This window comes from Coriobacteriia bacterium (assembly GCA_013334745.1).
Classification (GTDB): domain Bacteria; phylum Actinomycetota; class Coriobacteriia; order Anaerosomatales; family JAAXUF01; genus JAAXWY01.
The window spans coordinates 26,031-42,315 of sequence record JAAXWY010000004.1 but is presented as its reverse complement, the minus strand read 5'-3'; the positions used below and the strand labels follow the sequence as shown (position 1 = coordinate 42,315).

14 protein-coding genes and 1 tRNA gene are annotated in these 16,285 nt (G+C 65.9%); 4 read left to right on the top strand and 11 right to left on the bottom strand.

The features are described 5' to 3' along the window. Window positions 1-30: 30 nt before the first annotated feature. From nifX to nifH, 5 genes are read right to left on the bottom strand one after another with little or no spacing between them, the layout of a single operon-like run. The gene (nifX, locus tag HGB10_02405; GenBank protein NTU70661.1) at window positions 31-432 is read right to left on the bottom strand and encodes a nitrogen fixation protein NifX; all 402 of its coding nucleotides are present in this window, start codon (window positions 430-432) and stop codon (window positions 31-33) included. Then, the gene (gene nifN / locus HGB10_02400) at window positions 429-3,098 is read right to left on the bottom strand and encodes a nitrogenase iron-molybdenum cofactor biosynthesis protein NifN (protein ID NTU70660.1); all 2,670 of its coding nucleotides are present in this window, start codon (window positions 3,096-3,098) and stop codon (window positions 429-431) included. Before nifN ends, nifX begins: the two co-directional genes overlap by 4 nt. Window positions 3,099-3,109: 11 nt before the next feature. After that, window positions 3,110-4,621: a nitrogenase molybdenum-iron protein subunit beta gene (nifK, locus tag HGB10_02395; protein NTU70659.1), complete on the bottom strand. Its 1,512-nt coding sequence runs from the start codon at window positions 4,619-4,621 to the stop codon at window positions 3,110-3,112. A gap of 10 nt (window positions 4,622-4,631) precedes the next feature. After that, window positions 4,632-6,101: a nitrogenase molybdenum-iron protein alpha chain gene (gene nifD, locus HGB10_02390; GenBank protein NTU70658.1), complete on the bottom strand. Its 1,470-nt coding sequence runs from the start codon at window positions 6,099-6,101 to the stop codon at window positions 4,632-4,634. A gap of 3 nt (window positions 6,102-6,104) precedes the next feature. After that, window positions 6,105-6,965, bottom strand: a complete 861-nt coding sequence (gene nifH / locus HGB10_02385; GenBank protein NTU70657.1) for a nitrogenase iron protein — start codon at window positions 6,963-6,965, stop codon at window positions 6,105-6,107. 303 nt (window positions 6,966-7,268) lie between these two features. Between nifH and HGB10_02380 the strand changes: the two genes are divergently transcribed. After that, window positions 7,269-8,144, top strand: a complete 876-nt coding sequence (locus HGB10_02380) for a pirin family protein (GenBank protein ID NTU70656.1) — start codon at window positions 7,269-7,271, stop codon at window positions 8,142-8,144. 82 nt (window positions 8,145-8,226) lie between these two features. Here the strand turns inward: HGB10_02380 and HGB10_02375 are convergent, their stop codons facing one another. Beyond that, window positions 8,227-8,757 (bottom strand): hypothetical protein, encoded by a 531-nt coding sequence (locus HGB10_02375; protein NTU70655.1) that lies wholly within the window; start codon window positions 8,755-8,757, stop codon window positions 8,227-8,229. Window positions 8,758-8,968: 211 nt separating this feature from the next. Between HGB10_02375 and HGB10_02370 the strand changes: the two genes are divergently transcribed. After that, entirely contained in the window at window positions 8,969-9,355 is a 387-nt protein-coding gene (locus tag HGB10_02370; protein NTU70654.1) for a signal peptidase I, read from the top strand. A 73-nt stretch (window positions 9,356-9,428) separates the two neighbouring features. On the opposite strand, the gene HGB10_02365 is transcribed toward HGB10_02370, so the two are convergent. From HGB10_02365 to HGB10_02345, 5 genes are all read right to left on the bottom strand, one after another. After that, window positions 9,429-9,514: transfer RNA gene (locus tag HGB10_02365), tRNA-Leu, on the bottom strand. Between the two features lie 86 nt (window positions 9,515-9,600). After that, complete coding sequence (locus tag HGB10_02360; protein ID NTU70653.1) at window positions 9,601-11,556, bottom strand: cytochrome c3 family protein; 1,956 nt, start codon at window positions 11,554-11,556, stop codon at window positions 9,601-9,603. 108 nt (window positions 11,557-11,664) lie between these two features. Further along, window positions 11,665-12,051, bottom strand: a complete 387-nt coding sequence (locus HGB10_02355; protein NTU70652.1) for a hypothetical protein — start codon at window positions 12,049-12,051, stop codon at window positions 11,665-11,667. A gap of 41 nt (window positions 12,052-12,092) precedes the next feature. After that, a complete protein-coding gene (locus tag HGB10_02350; protein ID NTU70651.1) occupies window positions 12,093-12,365 on the bottom strand; it encodes a 2TM domain-containing protein in 273 nt (90 codons plus the stop codon). Window positions 12,366-12,482: 117 nt separating this feature from the next. Next, a complete protein-coding gene (locus HGB10_02345; GenBank protein ID NTU70650.1) occupies window positions 12,483-14,252 on the bottom strand; it encodes a hypothetical protein in 1,770 nt (589 codons plus the stop codon). A 208-nt stretch (window positions 14,253-14,460) separates the two neighbouring features. On the opposite strand from HGB10_02345, the gene HGB10_02340 reads away from it, so the two are divergent. Both HGB10_02340 and HGB10_02335 read left to right on the top strand, forming a co-directional pair. Next, the gene (locus HGB10_02340; GenBank protein NTU70649.1) at window positions 14,461-15,420 is read left to right on the top strand and encodes a diguanylate cyclase; all 960 of its coding nucleotides are present in this window, start codon (window positions 14,461-14,463) and stop codon (window positions 15,418-15,420) included. Window positions 15,421-15,569: 149 nt separating this feature from the next. After that, window positions 15,570-16,283 carry a ParA family protein gene (locus HGB10_02335; protein ID NTU70648.1) on the top strand — a complete coding sequence of 238 codons (714 nt, stop codon included), beginning with the start codon at window positions 15,570-15,572 and terminating at the stop codon, window positions 16,281-16,283. The last annotated feature ends 2 nt before the right edge of the window (window positions 16,284-16,285 follow it).

Here is a 16,285-nt window from a genome sequence, read left to right as displayed (position 1 = left end):
TCTCCTTCGTATCCTGCTGACGGGTAATGGCTAGCAATCCGCGGCAAGCGCCTTTCGCATCCACGGAGCGGGATTGGTGCGCATCGTCTCAACGAGCTTGTCGGCCAGGTCGTCGATGGGGGTTGCCGTCTCGGTCTTGAGCGGCATGACTCCCTTGCGAACGAGCTTGGCCGCGCTGGGGCCGCCGATCTCGGTGAAGTAGACGATCTTGCAGTCCGCGAGCTTCTCGATCTTGGCCGCGATCGCAGCGTCGTGCAGGTCACCCATGCCGCGCGTCACGACGACCTCGGTGTCGAGGTCCCCCTCGGCGACACGGCGCAGCTCAAGGAAGGCGGCGCCTTCGGGGGTGATGTCGTAGATCGCGAAGGCGCCGGCTCGACCGAAGTGCTCGTCGACGGTTGTGCCTCGCGTGGATGCGAAGGCGACCTTCATGTCGTGCTCCTTTCCTGGGGGGCTGGCGTGTGCGGCGCACCCGTGAGCGGTGCGGGATGGACCGGACCAAGCAGATTGGCGATGGCGTCGATCACGGCAGTGGCCCCGCGGTAGCCCACGGTGACCTCACGCGAGGCGCCGAACACCTCGAAGCGCGGGAAGCCGGTCTCGAACAGCGGGACGCCGAGCACGCTTGAGGTGCGCCGACCGTGGCTGCCGCCGACGAGCAGGTCGATGTCCCCGGGAACGCTCGCAAAGTCCCCGACGACGACCTCATCGGCGAGGATCCGGCGGGTGACGGGCGGCGCGGTGGGAACGACGACGCAGACCGGGCGAGCCGCCATCTCGTCGAGAATCGCAGCGATGCCGGCAGCGCAGTCTGGCTCGAGTGCGAGCGCGAACCGCTTGCCGCTCACCCGCAGGTGCGTGTCGCGCATGGCGTCGACGAGCACACGCCGGTCGCGCTCGAATCGCGCTGCCGGAGGCGCACCCGAGAGCAGGGTAAGCGTCGTGAGCAGATGATCCGTCCCGGCCAGGCCGGTCGCGGCATCGATCACCGTGTAGGGCGTGTCGAACCGTTCGCGCAGGTCGCAGGCGGCGGGTTCGAGTGACGCACCGATGACGATGGTGTGGCAGCTCGTGTGCAGGTCGCGCAGCTGGGGCAGGGTGACCCCGCCGCTGGCCAGCGCAGACAGGCCTTCTCGGCTGCCATCGAGCGCCGAGAGATCGGGGATGACGACGGCTTCGAGTCCGAACGCCTCGACGGTGTCGCGCAGTTCGCGCACGTCACCGGGCGAGAGGTGCGAGCCGGCCAGCACGGTGACCCGCCACGGGTCGGGCTCGGCCTCGGGGTGGGCGTTCTCGGCGAGCGTGAGGAGCGCGCGGACGGCGGCGAGATAGCCGTCCTCCAGCCCACTGGTGTAGTCGGGTGCGTGCACGCTCAGGACGCGTGCGTCGAGCTCTCGGTCGAGCGTGCGCACCATCGCGTCGACGTCCTCGCCCTTGACCTCGGCCAGACCGCCCGAGACGAGCGCGATGACATCGGGATGCGACGCCGCATCGAGTGAACGCAACGCCGCTCCTGCAGCGTCATCGCTGCCCATCACCACGTCTTCGGTGAAGAGCTTGGTGGTGCCAAGCGCGATCGGATCGTTGAAGTGCCGCAGCGCGAGGACCTTGCCCAGGAAGGTGCAGCCCTGCGCCGCGTGGAGCACCGGGATCGCGCGATCGACGCCCTGAAGTGCGAGAGCGGCACCGAGCGACGGAGCGTTCTTGAGCGCATCGATCGCGCCCGTTCGCTCCTCGATGCGGACCGGTGTGGTCGCCAGCGGCGCCGCGCACGAGATGTCACGATGCTGCCGCTGGTAGAACGAAACGCTCGCGGCCAGGTCGCGTGCGAGGTTCACGAGCCCCTCGTAACCGGCGTACGCCGTCTCACGCTCCTGGTTCACGTCAACAAACGGCCACCCCTCCTTCGCAGCGAGGTAGCGGTTGCGACCGCCCGCTACGAGCAGGGTCGCGCCCTCCTCGGCGAAGTAGCGGCGGATGACTGCAGGTGAGATGTCCTCGATCAGAGGAACCTCGTGGCCGAGAACCTGCAGGACCTTCTCTTCGTCCTCGGCGGACGACTTCTTTGTGCCGACGGCGAGGATCTCGACCCCGAGATCGACGAGCGCGGACGCCATTGACCAGCTCTTCACACCGCCGGAATAGAGCACGGCGCGCTGTCCGTGCAGGACCCCGAAGGGAGCGAGGGCGCCGTCCAGCCACGCCTCGCGTCGTGCGATGACCGACTCGACACGCTCACGCAGACCGGCAGCAGCGGCGTCGGGCGAGGTCGCCTCGAGCGCATCAGCGATCGCGCGCAGCGAGCGGGCGATCTCCGTGGCGCCGAAGAACGACACCTCGATGCTGGGCATGCCCCACTGCTTCTGCAGCCCGGCCGCAACGTTGATGAGCGCCCGCGAGCACACCGTCGCCGAGAGCTTGGCGCGGTGCGCGTAGCGGATCTCTTCGAAGCGCGCGTTGCCGGTGATGTGCGAGAGCACGCGGATGCCGCACTCGCGCAGCAGCGGCTCGACGAGGTCGAGGTCGCCGGCGACGTTGTACTCGCCGATGAGCGTGATGTCGAACGGGGTGGTGACTTCGGGCTCAGCGGTGCCGATGACGTGCTCGAGCAACGCCTCCCCCGCGATACGGTTACCAAGGTTCTTGGGGCCGACGAAGCCGGGCGCGTGCACCGGAATGACAGGTAGCCACAGCTCGGATGCAAGCTGCGCGCACACGCCGTCCAAGTCCTCGCCGATAAGCCCGGTCACGCAGGTCGCGTAGACGAACACCGCTTTGGGATGTTCGCGGGCAACGACCTCACGGACCGTCTCGGCGAGTCGCTTCTCGCCTCCGTAGACGATGTCGAGCTCACCGATGTCGGTCGTGAAGCCCCGGCGGTGGAAGTCGCCGGCGCTTGAGTGCACGCCGCGGCCCTCCCACGCGTTGCCGGCACACACGATGGGGCCGTGCACGATGTGAGCGGCGTCGGCGATCGGCATGAGCACGATCGCAGCACCGTCGAACGCGCACGACTCCCCACCGCGGCTGCGGCAGACCTTATGCTTGGCTTCCGCGTCGCATCCGGCCTCGAAGAGCTTGTCGAGTTTGACTGACATCGGGCTCTCGCCTACCTGACCAGGTCAAACGAAGCGTTGTTCATGCTCGCGCGGTCCATCTCGTCGAGCACGGTGTTCACGATGTCGGTGAGCAGGTTCTCCGCCCCGCGATAGCCGATGATGGCGCGCTTGTGCAGGTGGTGACGGTCGAAGAGCGGGAAGCCGACTCGTACGAACGTGGTGCCGGTGTCACGCCACAGGAACTTGGCGGTGCTGGGGCCGAGGAGCAGGTCGACCGGCTCGGTGAACATGAGCGAGCGCAGGTGCCACATGTCCTTCTTGATCCACACGGTCGCATCCGAGCCGAACGGCGACTCGGCAAGCAGCGCCTCGGCGGCCTTCTTGAACTTCTTGTCGCCGTTGGTCGCCACGACGTGCACCGGACGGGCGCCGATCTCGAGCAGGAAGCTGATGAGGCCGAGCAGCACGTCCGGGTCGCCCACGATGGCGACACGCTTGCCGTGCACGTAGGGGTGCGAGTCCACCATCGAGTCGACCGCGCGGCCGCGCTCGAGTTCAAGCTCAGCGCTGATGTCCTTGCCGGTCAGCGCGGTGACCTCGGCGAGCAGCGCATCGGTCGCGGTGACGCCGATCGGGAACGGACCCCCGACGAACGGCTGGTCCCACGACTTGGTGATGAACTCACCGGTCTTGACGCTGGCGAAGCGCTGGAGCGAGAGGGTGCCGACGGCGTTGATCGCCTGGCGCACGTCCTCGAGCTTGGTGCCGCCTTCGGGGTACATGTCGTAGTCGCCGGTAGCGGGCGAGTCGACCACGTCGGAGTAGTCGCCCAGCACGCGGTAGTCGACACCCATCGAGCCCAGGATGTGCTTGATCTCGCGCAGGTTGCCCGAGTACCCGTCGAAGCCGGGGATGACGTTGAGCGTGCCGTCGGTGGTCTCGGCCTTCTCGCCAGTGAGGCCCTCGAAGATGCCCTTCATCATGACGTCGTAGCCGTTGAGGTGGCTGCCGGCGAAGCTCGGCGTGTGTGCGAACGGGATGGGCATCTCGGCAGGTACGACTCCGCGGTCCTTGGCGGTGGTGATGTAGGCGCCCAGGTCGTCACCGATGACCTCGGCCATGCATGTCGTGGAGACCGCGATCATGTCCGGCTTGTACATCGCGTTGGCGTTCTCGAGGCCCTCGATCATGTTCGAGAGGCCACCGAACACCGCGGCGTCCTCCGTCATCGAGCTCGAGACGGTCGCGATCGGCTCCTTGAAGTGGCGCGACAGGTGGCTGCGGAAGTACGCGGTGCAGCCCTGCGAGCCCTGCACGAACGGCAGCGTCTTCTCGAACCCGAGCGCTGCGAGCACCGCACCGAGCGGCTGACACGCCTTGCATGGGTTGATGACGATGCCCTCACGGGCGAAGTTCAGCTCGCGGTACTCCTCGGTCTGCGTCCAGGCGCTGACCCGAGCGATCTCCTCGGCCGACGAGCCGTTCTCGAACTCCTTCTTGTTCTCGAACTGCTCGACGTATACCGGCTCGGAGAAGAGTGTGTTGTGGTCCTTGGTCGTCATGGCCGGCCTCCTAGCTGGCCGCGCGCTCGGTGACGGCGGCTGCCGCTCCCGGCTTGCGGACGAGTCCCCATACGGGGCTGTTGACGGTCATGTCCATGTCACGGGCGAACACCGAGAACCCGTCGAAACCGTGGTACGGGCCTGAGTAGTCCCACGAGTGCATCTGGCGGAACGGGACGCCCATCTTGTGGTAGGCGTACTTCTCCTTCACGCCGGAACCCACCAGGTCGGGCTTGAGGGCCTTGGTGAACTCCTCGAGCTCGTAGGGGGTGGCGTCGTCCATGATCACGGAGCCCTCGGCGAGCAGCGGGTAGGTGCGCTTGTACTCATCGGCGTGGCCGAACTCGTAGCCGGCTGCGATGATCTCCATCCCGAGGTCCTCGTAAGCACCGATGACGTGGCGGGGGCGCAGGCCACCCACGTAGAGCATCACGGTCTTGCCCTCGAGGCGCGGCTTGTACTCGGCGATGATCGCGTCCATCTCGGGCTTCATCTTCTCGATGAGCGCCTCGGCGTTGGCCTGGATGGTCTCGTCGAAGTGAGCGGCGATGGCGCGGATGGACTGGTAGATCTTCGTGGGACCGAAGAAGTTGTACTCCTCCCACGGGATGCCCCAGGTGTCTTCCATGTACCGGCAGATGTAGTTCATCGAGCGGTAGCAGTGGATGAGGTTGAGCTTGGCCTGCGGCGCGTTGGCGAGTTCGGCCATCGTCGCGTCGCCGGTCCACTGGGCGATGACGCGCAGGCCCATCGCCTCGAGGATCCGCCGAGAAGCCCAGGCGTCTCCGCCGATGTTGTAGTCGCCGATGATCGTGATGTCGTAGGGCGTGGTCTCGATCTCGGTCGCGGCCTTCTCGAAGATGTGGTCGCGGATGGCGTCGTTGGCGATGTGGTGGCCGAGCGACTGCGACACGCCGCGGAAGCCCTCGCACCGAACCGGCACGATCGGCTTGCCGTGCTCGGTGGTCTTGGCCTTCGAGACCTGCTCGATATCGTCGCCGATGAGCCCGACCGGACACTCGGACTGCACCGACACGCCCTTGGCCAGCGGGAACAGGCCGTCGAGCTCGTCGATGATGGTGCCGAGCTTCTTGTCGCCGCCGTAGACGATGTCGCGCTCCTGGAAGTCACTCGTGAAGTGCATCGTGCCGAACGAGTCCACGCCGGTCTGGCCGTTGTAGTAGTTGCGGCGCGACCAGTTGGAGTAGGCGCCGCAGCCGACCGGGCCGTGGCTGATGTGGATCATGTCCTTGACCGGGCCCCACACGACGCCCTTGGAGCCGGCGTACGCGCAACCTCGGACGGTCATGACACCCGGACGAGACTTGACGTTGGACTTGACCGCGCACGTGGAGCAGTCGCTCGGGTCGTTGGGCTTGACGTGCTTCTCACGGTCGATGCGGGTCTTCTCGGGATAGATCGAGAGGACGTCGTCGATGAGCTTCTGCGTCTGATGGATCTTGGAGGAGGGGTTGGACATGGCTTATGCCACCGCCCCGGCGGCCTCTTCGACGATGTCGGGCTCCATGATGCCGAACTCCATGAGCAGCTCTTCGAGCTCGTCCATGCTGATCGGCGTCGGGATCACGAGCATCTCGTTCTCGCTGATCTTCTTCGCGAGCTGGCGGTACTCCTCGGCCTGCACGTGCTCCGGGTTGTACTGCAGCACCGTCTTGCGGCGAAGCTCGGCGCGCTGGACCTCGTTGTCGCGCGGGATGAAGTGGATCATCTGGGTGCCGAGCTTCTCGGCGAGAGCCATGATCAGCTCGTCCTCGCGGTCGGTGTTGCGCGAGTTGCAGATGAGCCCGCCGAGGCGAACGCCACCCGAGTGCGCGTACTTCAGGATGCCCTTGGCGATGTTGTTGGCGGCGTACATTGCCATCATCTCGCCGGAGGTGACGATGTAGATCTCCTGCGCCTTGCCCTCGCGCATCGGCATGGCGAACCCACCGCACACGACGTCGCCGAGAACGTCGTAGAAGACGAAGTCGAGGTCGTCGGTGTAGGCGCCCTCCTCCTCGAGGAAGTTGATGGCGGTGATGACGCCGCGGCCGGCACAGCCCACGCCGGGCTCCGGACCGCCGGACTCAGCGCACAGAATGCCCTTGAATCCGCGCTGCAGGACGTCTTCGAGCTCAAGGTCCTCGACGCTGCCACGCTCGCGAGCGAGGTCCATGACGGTCATCTGCATCTTCTCGTTGAGAATCAGCCGAGTCGAGTCGGCCTTGGGGTCGCAACCAACGATCATGACGCCCTTACCGGCGTCCGCGAGTGCGGCCACCGTGTTCTGAGTCGTCGTGCTTTTGCCGATGCCGCCCTTGCCATAGATTGCTATCTGACGCATGGAGCCTCCTTTAACGTCGCCATCGCGATCGGAAAAACCGCGTTTCATGGGCGGTGTGAAGCGCAACGGGTGTGCCAAGTCCGATGAGGCTCTGACCTGCGGTTATACCAAGTCTGGCGAATCCACTCGCGACTATTTGGTGGCACCGTGCGACAGAAATGTCGCGAGATTTCGGAGAGGTTTCGGCGCGACAACGCAAGCCCGCGGGCTGCGCCTGACTCGCGGCAGCAATCCTTACGGATTCTGTAATGATTCTGGCACGCGCCTCGCTTTAGTCGGCAGCACCTGCCGAGAGGAGCCACGTTGACGACGACCAGAACTGTCCGAGCAGTGTTCGCATCGCAGCCCACCCTGGAGGGCGCCGGCGTGCACCTGAGGCGCGCGTTCGGTTTCGGCCGCGAGGAGCTGTTCGATCCCTTCCTCATGCTCGATGACTTCCGCGGCGATGACCCTGCGAAGTACAGCGCGGGCTTCCCGTGGCACCCGCATCGCGGCATCGAGACGATCACCTACGTCATCGACGGCGAGGTCGAGCACAGCGACTCGCTCGGCAACAAGGGCCGCATCGGCGCGGGCGACGTGCAGTGGATGACGGCCGGAAGCGGAGTGGTCCACCAGGAGATGCCCGAGGGCGACGCAACGGGCCGCATGGGCGGCTTCCAGTTGTGGGCGAACCTCCCCGCACGCCACAAGATGACCGACCCGCGCTACTGCGGCGTCCCCTCCGACGACATCCCCTCGATCGTCACGCCGGACTCGAGCGTGCGCGTGATCTGCGGCGAGGTCGACGGAGTCGAGGGGCCCGTGAGAGACATCGTCGCCGGCCCGGAGTACCTCGACGTGACGCTTCTCCCGGGCAAGTCGTTGACGCACCCGACCACGCCGGGGCACACGGTGTTCGCGTACCTCTTCGAAGGGTCGGCGTGCTTCGGGCCGGAAGGCGCCGAGACGATCTGCGCCGAGCAAGGAACCGTCGTGCTGTTCAACGACGGTGACGTGGTCTTGGCCCGTGCGGGCAAAGACAGCGCGAGATTCCTGCTCATCAGTGGAGCCCCGCTCGGCGAACCCATCGCCTGGGGCGGACCGATCGTGATGAACACCCGAGAAGAACTCGAGACCGCATTCGACGAGTACCGGCACGGCACGTTCGTGAAGGTGGGCACGCACCACCAGGAGTAGTCCCCGTGAACGTGAAGAAGGGCCGCACCCGAATCTCGGATGCGGCCCTTCGTGCGTTGTCGCGCGGTGGGTGCGGTGCGCCCTACTTCTTGTCCGGACCCAGCCCGACCATGATCGAGGTCTCGGGATCGTCCTGGGCGCGGCTGATCGTGATGCCCGCCTTCTGACCGTCCTTGATCGCCACGATGCTTGCGAAGGCGGCCTCCGAGTTGGTGCCGTCCATCGACTGGTCGATCTTCCAGCCCGCGGACTTCAGCTCGTCGGTGTACCACTTGAAGACATCAGCCGCGGCGTCGGCGGTCATGATGATGACCGTGAAGCTCTCCTCGCCGTTCGTACTGCCCTTGAGCCCCGAGTCGACCTTGCCGTTGGCGTACTGCGGGAAGTCCGACGGGAAGCCATCGGGGTAGGTGCCCTCGGCGGCGGAGAGCTCGGTCGTGTTGCCGTCCTCATCGGTCGTGCTGATGGTGCCTGCGTTCGTATCGACCTTGACGCCGGTCGCCTTCTCAACAGCGGCCTCGGTCGCTTTCTGTGCCATCTGCTGGCAACCCGAAAGTGCGAATACCGCGACCACCATAACCAGCACTAAACCCAAAGCTGTGATTCTGCGCATGAAGACCCCTCCGACTCATCCGCGATTCGGGCGAAAGCTCCGAGGAATCCCCGAGCACTACCGTCTGGCCGCCCTTGCGTGAATGCTAGCAGCGCACTGTGGTCGCCGTCGATGTCGCTCGCCGAAGTGTGACGGTCGTCGTGTTACCGAATGCGTGTAGGGGTATGCACCTACCGAGTGTTGAACCGTTCGACACCGAGAGGAGCCGACAATGGCAACCAGCGCTTTCGGCGACAGCACCGGTCTGATCACCGGTCTGTTCAGCGGGACGTTCGGCCTGATTTACGCGGCGTGGGCCGTTCTCTACCTCGTGGGGCTGTGGAAGATCTTCGCGAAGGCCGGCGAGCCCGGCTGGGCGGCGATCGTGCCGATCTACAACATCTTCGTACTGCTCAAGATCGTCGGTCGCCCGTGGTGGTGGCTGCTGCTCATGCTGATCCCCTTCGTCAACTTCGTGATCGCGATCATGATCACGTGGAATCTGGCGAAGGTGTTCGGTCACGGCTTCGGGTACTTCCTCGGCCTGCTGTTCCTCGGCGGCATCTTCTACCCGATGCTGGGGTTCGGCGGCTCACGGTACTTGGGACCTGCAGTCTAGCCCGAGCCCTGCGACTTCACCTGCAACAACAAGGCAGCCCTACCCCCGAGGGGATAGGGCTGCCGTCATTTCGTGGTGCGGGTGAAAGGAGTTGAACCTTCACGGGGTTGCCCCCACATGGACCTGAACCATGCGCGTCTGCCATTCCGCCACACCCGCGTAGCGCGAGGACAGATAGTAGCACCGCAGGTGGAGTGGGGCAAACAGGCAGGTGGAGTGGGGACGTCGCGCCGGCTCTCCCGACGCTACGTTGCGTGCGAACCCGCCAGATCCTCGCGTCGGAACAATCCGAGGAGCGTGGGCGCAGTCGCTGGCTGCACGAAGAACGATGGTGTGACCGTCGACTCCACGGAGGGCGGCATCGTGATCGTAGGCTGTTCCGATGCGGGCGGCTCTTCAGGTGTGGGCATCGCCGTGATGGAGAAGACGACCGTCTGCGTTGCCTCGACATTGCCCGCTACGTCCACTGAGCCGAACTCGAGGGTGTGTGGTCCGACCGTATCGGTCGCCAGCACCGTACCGGTCGCGATGTCACCGCCGTCGAGGCTCCAGCGGGTCTCGGCCACGCCCGTGCCCGTCGCATCGGTCGCCGAGAGCGTGATCGTCGCAACTCCCGAGTACTCGGTCGCCACGTCGCTCGCTGTGATCGGCGCGACGGTATCGACGGTGAACGTCGTCACGGTCGGCGTTTCAACGTTGCTCGCCGAGTCGACCGAGAAGAACTGCACCGCGTGCGTGCCCTCGACGCTCGTCGCAAGAACGGTCCCGCTTGTGACGGCACCGCCGTCGAGCGAGTAGTACGTGGCTTCGACTCCCGAGCCCGTGTCGGTAGCGACCAATGAGACGGTGCCCCGTGCGGAGGCCTCGAGATTGGCGACTGTGAGAGGCGCGATCGTATCGGTAGCGACTGCTGCAGTTCCGTCGGGCGACAGGTCGTGCACGTTGTACCCGCCTGCCGCATAGCTCTGCCCGTGGCACTCGCCACACGCCTGCGCGTCCGCTTCGGCATGGCCACTCGTCGCGCTCAGGTGCAGCGCGCCGCCATCACGCGCGAGACCGACGACAGTCTCGGTGCCGGGCGTCGCATACTCGGCAGCCCCGCTGTCCCAGCCGGTGCCGGTGTCGCTCGTGGTGTGGCAGGTGAAGCAGAACGCGCGCTCGCCTGCCGCCGAGGAGGTCTCGAGCGATGCCCCGAGCTCATCGGATATCTGTGCGCTGTTGCCCCGCTTGGAGCCGTGCGGGTTGTGGCACTCGAAGCACGGCATCGGCGAACCGACCGGCAACGTGCCGCCTGCGGTCACGATACGGTGGCCCGCGCCCGCGCGCCCGGATGTCACGTAGCGCTCGATGTCGACGGTGGTGGCGGCCGGACCGGTGCGATCGGCGCCGTGGCAACTGAGGCAAAGCGCTGCGTAGTCGCCCCGCGACTGATCGGCCGCGAGGGTCGCCTGCGTGGGGACGGTGAGCGTCGTGGCGAGCGCGTCATACGCATTGGGTCCGCGGTGTGCCGCATGGCAGTAGAGACAGTCGCCTTCACGCCGCGTAGCGGTGGTCTCCGCGCTGACTGCGACTGCGGAGGTCGGGATGCGGCTGTGCGCGTTGGTATCGGAGGCCCAGGTGGCCGGACCGGTCCACGTGCCCGAGACCGGATAGCCGGTCGCGTCACGCGTGGGCGCCGAGGTGGAAGGGTAGTCCGCGCCGTACCAGGAGTCGCCCGCGTCGTGACATGCGAGGCAGACAGCCGGCCCGCCGTCCTCGACGTCGACTCCGTTGATCCTGCGGTTCGCGAGCATGCGCCCGTCGGATGATGCGCCGTGCGAGTCATGGCACGTCTCGCAGCCGCCGATGTGAAGTCCCGATGCACTCGTTGTCTCAAGCGAATGACCGCTCGGGAGGGCGAAGGAGTCTCGTGTGCCCGTCGCAACGTTGCCGGCGCTTGCGTTGGCCCCCGTGTGGCAAGCGAGGCATCCGGCGGTTGGGCTATCGGCTGCCAGAACTCCGTCCGTCTCGCGATACGCGAGGTCGCGATGGGCCGTGTGACACGCAGCGCAGCTCTGGCTGTCGATCTTGGCCTGCACGTGGGGTGTCTCGGCGAACGCCGAGGCCACGCCAAACGACAGTGCACACGCAACGACGACAACGAGCGCGCTCGTTGGGCGCAGCGCTCGTCGGATGGGTCGGGCAGTTGGGGCGAAACGCACGTTCCACACGGTCCTTGCGCTGGGTTCCTCTACGTGACCCCCTATGCGCAAGGCGCGAGCCAAAGGTGCTCTCAAAGCGTGTGAATATTATGGAGACTTAACGAAAGCTCATTCGGGCGTCTGCTCGGCCTTCGCAGGTCGACTGCGCCACCAGCAGTACAGGTACACAAAGCCGAAGATCGGCAACAGCGACACAACCGGGCCGAGGTCAGACATCGGCGCCCCAAACCGCACGCTGTTGATGACCCAATCAGCCGCGGTCCCTCCGATGAGCACGATGGCGGCGGGCAGGTCTGCGAACCAGCCGATGATCAGCCCGGCGAGTGTGATGGCAAGAACCGTCATGTGGAGTGGATCGGTTGCGAAGAGAAAGAGCGGCGCGCCGTCTTCGAGGAACAACGCAGCCATAAGCAGCGCTACCAGCGCACCGATCCCACGCATGATCCACCGGATCACTCTCACGTGTCGCAGCGATTGGCTCTGTGTCGTAGTCATGGCGACTCCTTCCTGCGCGTGGCTTCAGCCCGACTCGCCCGCTAGGACTTGCCCCTCATCTTGTCCATCTCGCGCTGCACGTCGGCCTCACTCGGGCCATCCGGGTTCACGAGTGCTCGGAATCCTTGAATGGCCACGCCGATTCCCCAGCCGAAGATGGGCCAGCCGGGCCAGAAGTAGCCCCGCCCGTTGATGAACCAGACGCCTACGAGCACCGCGTTCACGACGACGTACACCGCCAGACTCATGTAGAACGAGCGCCGCTCACCGATACGGTGGAGTGCTTGCTTCCTGAGTTCCTCTTCACTGGACATGATGACCCCCTGTGTCCTGGCCTGAGCGGTGGATATTCTACAGTGTAGAATTACTCCATGGGCGGATTCTACACCGTAGAACGAATGCGTCAAGAGGCGACGTTGCGGACCTGCGCGCTAGTTCGCCAGCGCGTCAAGAAGGTCCGAGACGCGTCGGGCCCGGACCTCCTCGGCGGAGAGCGCTCCCATCTCGGCGAGCACCTCGCGAGTGCGAGGCACGTCGCTCGTGATGATTCCGTCCACTCCGCGCATCGCCGCTTCGCGCACCATGGCATCGTCGGTCAGCGACCACACCCAGACCTTCCTGCCGGCGGAGTGTGCCGCCGAGACGAACAGCGTCGAGGCCATCGAGGACGTAGGCGCTATCACGTCGGATGGCAGCAGCGGCACCTGCCCGATGGCCACCGAGACGAGATCGGCGGTGCGAAGGCGGGGTTCTTTGCGATGCGCGAGGTCGGTAATCGCGGGGTCAAGCGAAAGCAGCACCGTCCGGTCGATGGCACCGCGAGCCTGAAGCAACGTCACAACCTCCTCGGTCGACTGCTTGTCGCCGGGGTGCGTCTTGATCTCGAGCGCGAGAGGCGTGTCGCCGGCGGCGTCGAGGAACTCGATGAGCGTGGGGACGTGCTGGCCCTTTCCGATGTCGACTGCCTGCACCTCGGCTAGGGTGGATCCGCCCACGGAGATGTCCTTGCCGCTCAGGCGCAGCAGGTCCGCGTCGTGGACGACCACGAGTTGGCCGTCGCTCGTGCGCTGCACATCGAACTCGAGGCGGTCGGCGTTGTCCTTGCGCGCCTGCTCGACGGCGGCGACGGTGTTCTCGGGCGCATACGCCTCGCCCGCGCGGTGTGCGATGAGCTCGATCTGGGTCGGCGCAATGGGTCCCCCAAGCGTCACGCTGACGACCAGGACGCCGAGCGCACCCACTGTCGCCGCGGCGAGAACGATCAATCCGATGGCCGTCCATGGTGCCCGACCTGCTCGCTCGGCAGATGACGGCGCTATCGACCTGCTGCGAGCCCGCAGGTAGCGCGACATGACCAAAGCTTGAAGCGCGCTGAAGATGAGAACCGCGAGCGCCGCACTCAGCATGGAGTTCACCGCGAGCCACACTGCCAGCCAGCCCACGCTGCCACTCGCGCTCATGACCGCAAGGCGCGAGACGAGCGAAACCACAACGCCCGCGAGCATCAGCCCCAGAACCAACGCGGCGATCGAGCCGCCGATTCGCACCCAGCGACCGGCGGTGAGTTCACGGCTGCGCCGCAGTGCTGCTCGGCCGCGATAGCCCTGTTCGACGAATGCTTGTACGGAGAACACCCAGCGTAGCGCGAGATACACCCACATCGAAACCAGCACGACACCAAGCACTCCGCCGATCCAATACAGGCCGTTGGGATTGCGCGCGTACGCGGAAACCGGTCCTCTCGGCCCGAACGCGATCAGGTACGCACCACCCGCCAGCGCGAGCGCGGGAAGTGAGTACAGAAGCAGCAGCCAGAACTGCCACAGAGCGATTCTGAGCAGTTCTCCGAGGTGCTTGTCTGCCCCGGTCAACGCGTCCCATGCACCCTGCTCCGGATTGACGACCACAGCCGCAGTCGCCGCCACAGCGACGCGCTCGACTGAAATGGCCGCCAGCGCAGCGAGAGCCAATGCAAGCACGCTGACAGGAGTGGTCACGAGTCGGGTCAGCGCGGAGTTCACGACTGCGCTCGAGCCCGACGCCCGGGCCACGGCGAAGCTCCACGCACCAGCAGAGATCGGGCCCACGACGAGGAGGAGGAGTGCCTGGTACACAACGCCTACGCTACACAGCGCCCAGCCTCGCGCGCGGAACACCGCGATGAGGCCGGGGCTGCGTATCGCGCGGTGGTCTTCACTCACGGCGTGTCCCCCCTGTCGGCGCGATCATCCGCTCCATCACGCGCCCTCCCCTAGCCGCTCGAAGCTCCCAAGCAGCCGACTTCACTGATGCGAGCAGTATGGCACCGGCCGCCATCGCCTCACACGCGCTGGTCGGTGTGTCTCGACTTGCCGAGGAAGGGTACACTCCCCCCTATCTGACGATGCGCAGCGATTCTTGGGGGACGCCGTGCACGAACCCAATCCGCCTCTGCACCACACCACCAGCGGTGCCGTCTGGGGCGAGCACGAGACGGCTGCGTTCGATCGAGCGGTCATCACACATTCGCAGAACGCCGTCGTCGCCTGCGACGAGAACGGCGACCTCGTCGTCTTCAATCCGGCTGCGCGCACGTGGCATGGCATGGACGCGCGCGCTCTGCCGCCGGAGCAGTGGTCGAGCTACTACGGCCTGTACGAGAGCGATGGCGTCACACCGTACCCCACCGACCAGCTCCCACTCACGCGTACGTTTCGCGGAGAGACCATCCGCGACGTGCCGCTCGTCATCAAGGCCGAGGGACAAGAGCCCCGGCATGTCGCCTGTGGTGGCGGCCCGTTCTACGACGACTCCGGCAAGAAGCTCGGTGCCTTCGTGGTGATGGTCGACACGACCGCGATGCACCACCTCACACGAGAGCTCGAGCATCTCGCGAGCCACGATGTACTGACCGGCCTGGCCAACCGCCGGACATTCGAGTCCGAGGTCGAGCGCGCTACGCGGTTCGCCGCCAGGGGCGTGATCTCCACGGTTCTCTTCGCCGATGTGGACCGCTTCAAGACCTGCAACGATCTTTACGGCCACGAGTTCGGCGACAAGGTGCTGTCCGACATCGCCCAGCGCATGCGATCGGTGGTCCGCGCAGTCGACACTGTTGCGCGAATCGGCGGCGACGAGTTCGGCGTTGTGCTGTGGGGCAAGAGCGGTGAAGCGGTCGACCTCGTGGCAGTCCGGTTATCCGAAACGGTAGCGGCCGCGGGCCGTGTATACGACCTCGACATCGGGCTGAGTATCGGCAGCGCAGTGGTGGCCGCCGATTCCGATGCCTCGCGCGTGCTCGCCGAAGCCGACAGTCAGATGTACGGGATGAAGGCGACCGGAGGGCACGGCGGCGCGGGTGACGTGGGCGATGTGGGCGACAACCTCTAAGCCAGGGACGGTTGCCTGCTCGTCACGCAAGCGCGCGGTGGCGAGACCGTCATTCCCGCCGCGCGACGACGCAAGCACTCCCGCGCGCCCGCGAACACTTACAATGCGTGCGCCGCGCTTTACTCCCGAGGAGCCCTCCCGTGCCCCACATGCCTGATCTCAAACCGTTTGTGGTGGTGACCGGCCACTACGGCTGTGGCAAGACCAACCTCTCAGTCAACCTCGCCCTCGACTCGGTGGCGAAGTACCCGGCGGTAACGCTCGTCGACCTCGACGTCGTCAACCCGTATTTCCGCTCGTCGGACTACGCGGCGATGCTCGAGCGCGCGGGAGTGCGTGTCATCGCTCCTACCTTCGCGGGCACCACGCTGGACTCCCCATCGCTACCTGCTTCGATGTACTCGGCATTCGATACCGAGGGCGCCGTCATCATTGACGTCGGCGGGGACGACGCGGGTGCGACCGCTCTCGGAAGGTTCGCGCGCGAGGCGACCGCACTCGACTACGACCTGCTCTACGTCATCAACCGCTACCGCAACCTCACGGCGACGCCGGCCGAAGCTGCGGCGCTGCTCGGCGAGATCGAGACCGCGTCGCACCTCAAGGCGACCGGCATCGTCAACAACTCGCACCTGCGCGACGAGACGACGGCGGCCACCGTGCTCGACTCGGTGGAGTACGCGCGCGAAACGGCGGCGCTTCTCGGACTGCCGCTGGTGTGCACGACGGTACCCGCCGCGCTCGCCGACGAGTTCGCGGCTACGCAGGACTCTGCAGCGTTCGTGGAGAACGCATATCCTGTCGAGGTCTATGTTCACACCCCCTGGGAGGCCGGCTTCCAGCCGCACGAGGAGATCGGATAACG

What these genes read in the sequence shown, in the direction of transcription:
- nifX (NTU70661.1), bottom strand. Translation starts at nt 432, where the DNA reads ATGAAGGTCGCCTTCGCATCCACGCGAGGCACAACCGTCGACGAGCAC.
- nifN (NTU70660.1), bottom strand. Translation starts at nt 3,098, where the DNA reads ATGTCAGTCAAACTCGACAAGCTCTTCGAGGCCGGATGCGACGCGGAA.
- HGB10_02375 (NTU70655.1), bottom strand. Translation starts at nt 8,757, where the DNA reads ATGCGCAGAATCACAGCTTTGGGTTTAGTGCTGGTTATGGTGGTCGCG.
- HGB10_02335 (NTU70648.1), top strand. Translation starts at nt 15,570, where the DNA reads ATGCCTGATCTCAAACCGTTTGTGGTGGTGACCGGCCACTACGGCTGT.
- nifD (NTU70658.1), bottom strand. Translation starts at nt 6,101, where the DNA reads ATGTCCAACCCCTCCTCCAAGATCCATCAGACGCAGAAGCTCATCGAC.
- HGB10_02370 (NTU70654.1), top strand. Translation starts at nt 8,969, where the DNA reads ATGGCAACCAGCGCTTTCGGCGACAGCACCGGTCTGATCACCGGTCTG.
- nifH (NTU70657.1), bottom strand. Translation starts at nt 6,965, where the DNA reads ATGCGTCAGATAGCAATCTATGGCAAGGGCGGCATCGGCAAAAGCACG.
- nifK (NTU70659.1), bottom strand. Translation starts at nt 4,621, where the DNA reads ATGACGACCAAGGACCACAACACACTCTTCTCCGAGCCGGTATACGTC.
- HGB10_02350 (NTU70651.1), bottom strand. Translation starts at nt 12,365, where the DNA reads ATGTCCAGTGAAGAGGAACTCAGGAAGCAAGCACTCCACCGTATCGGT.
- HGB10_02355 (NTU70652.1), bottom strand. Translation starts at nt 12,051, where the DNA reads ATGACTACGACACAGAGCCAATCGCTGCGACACGTGAGAGTGATCCGG.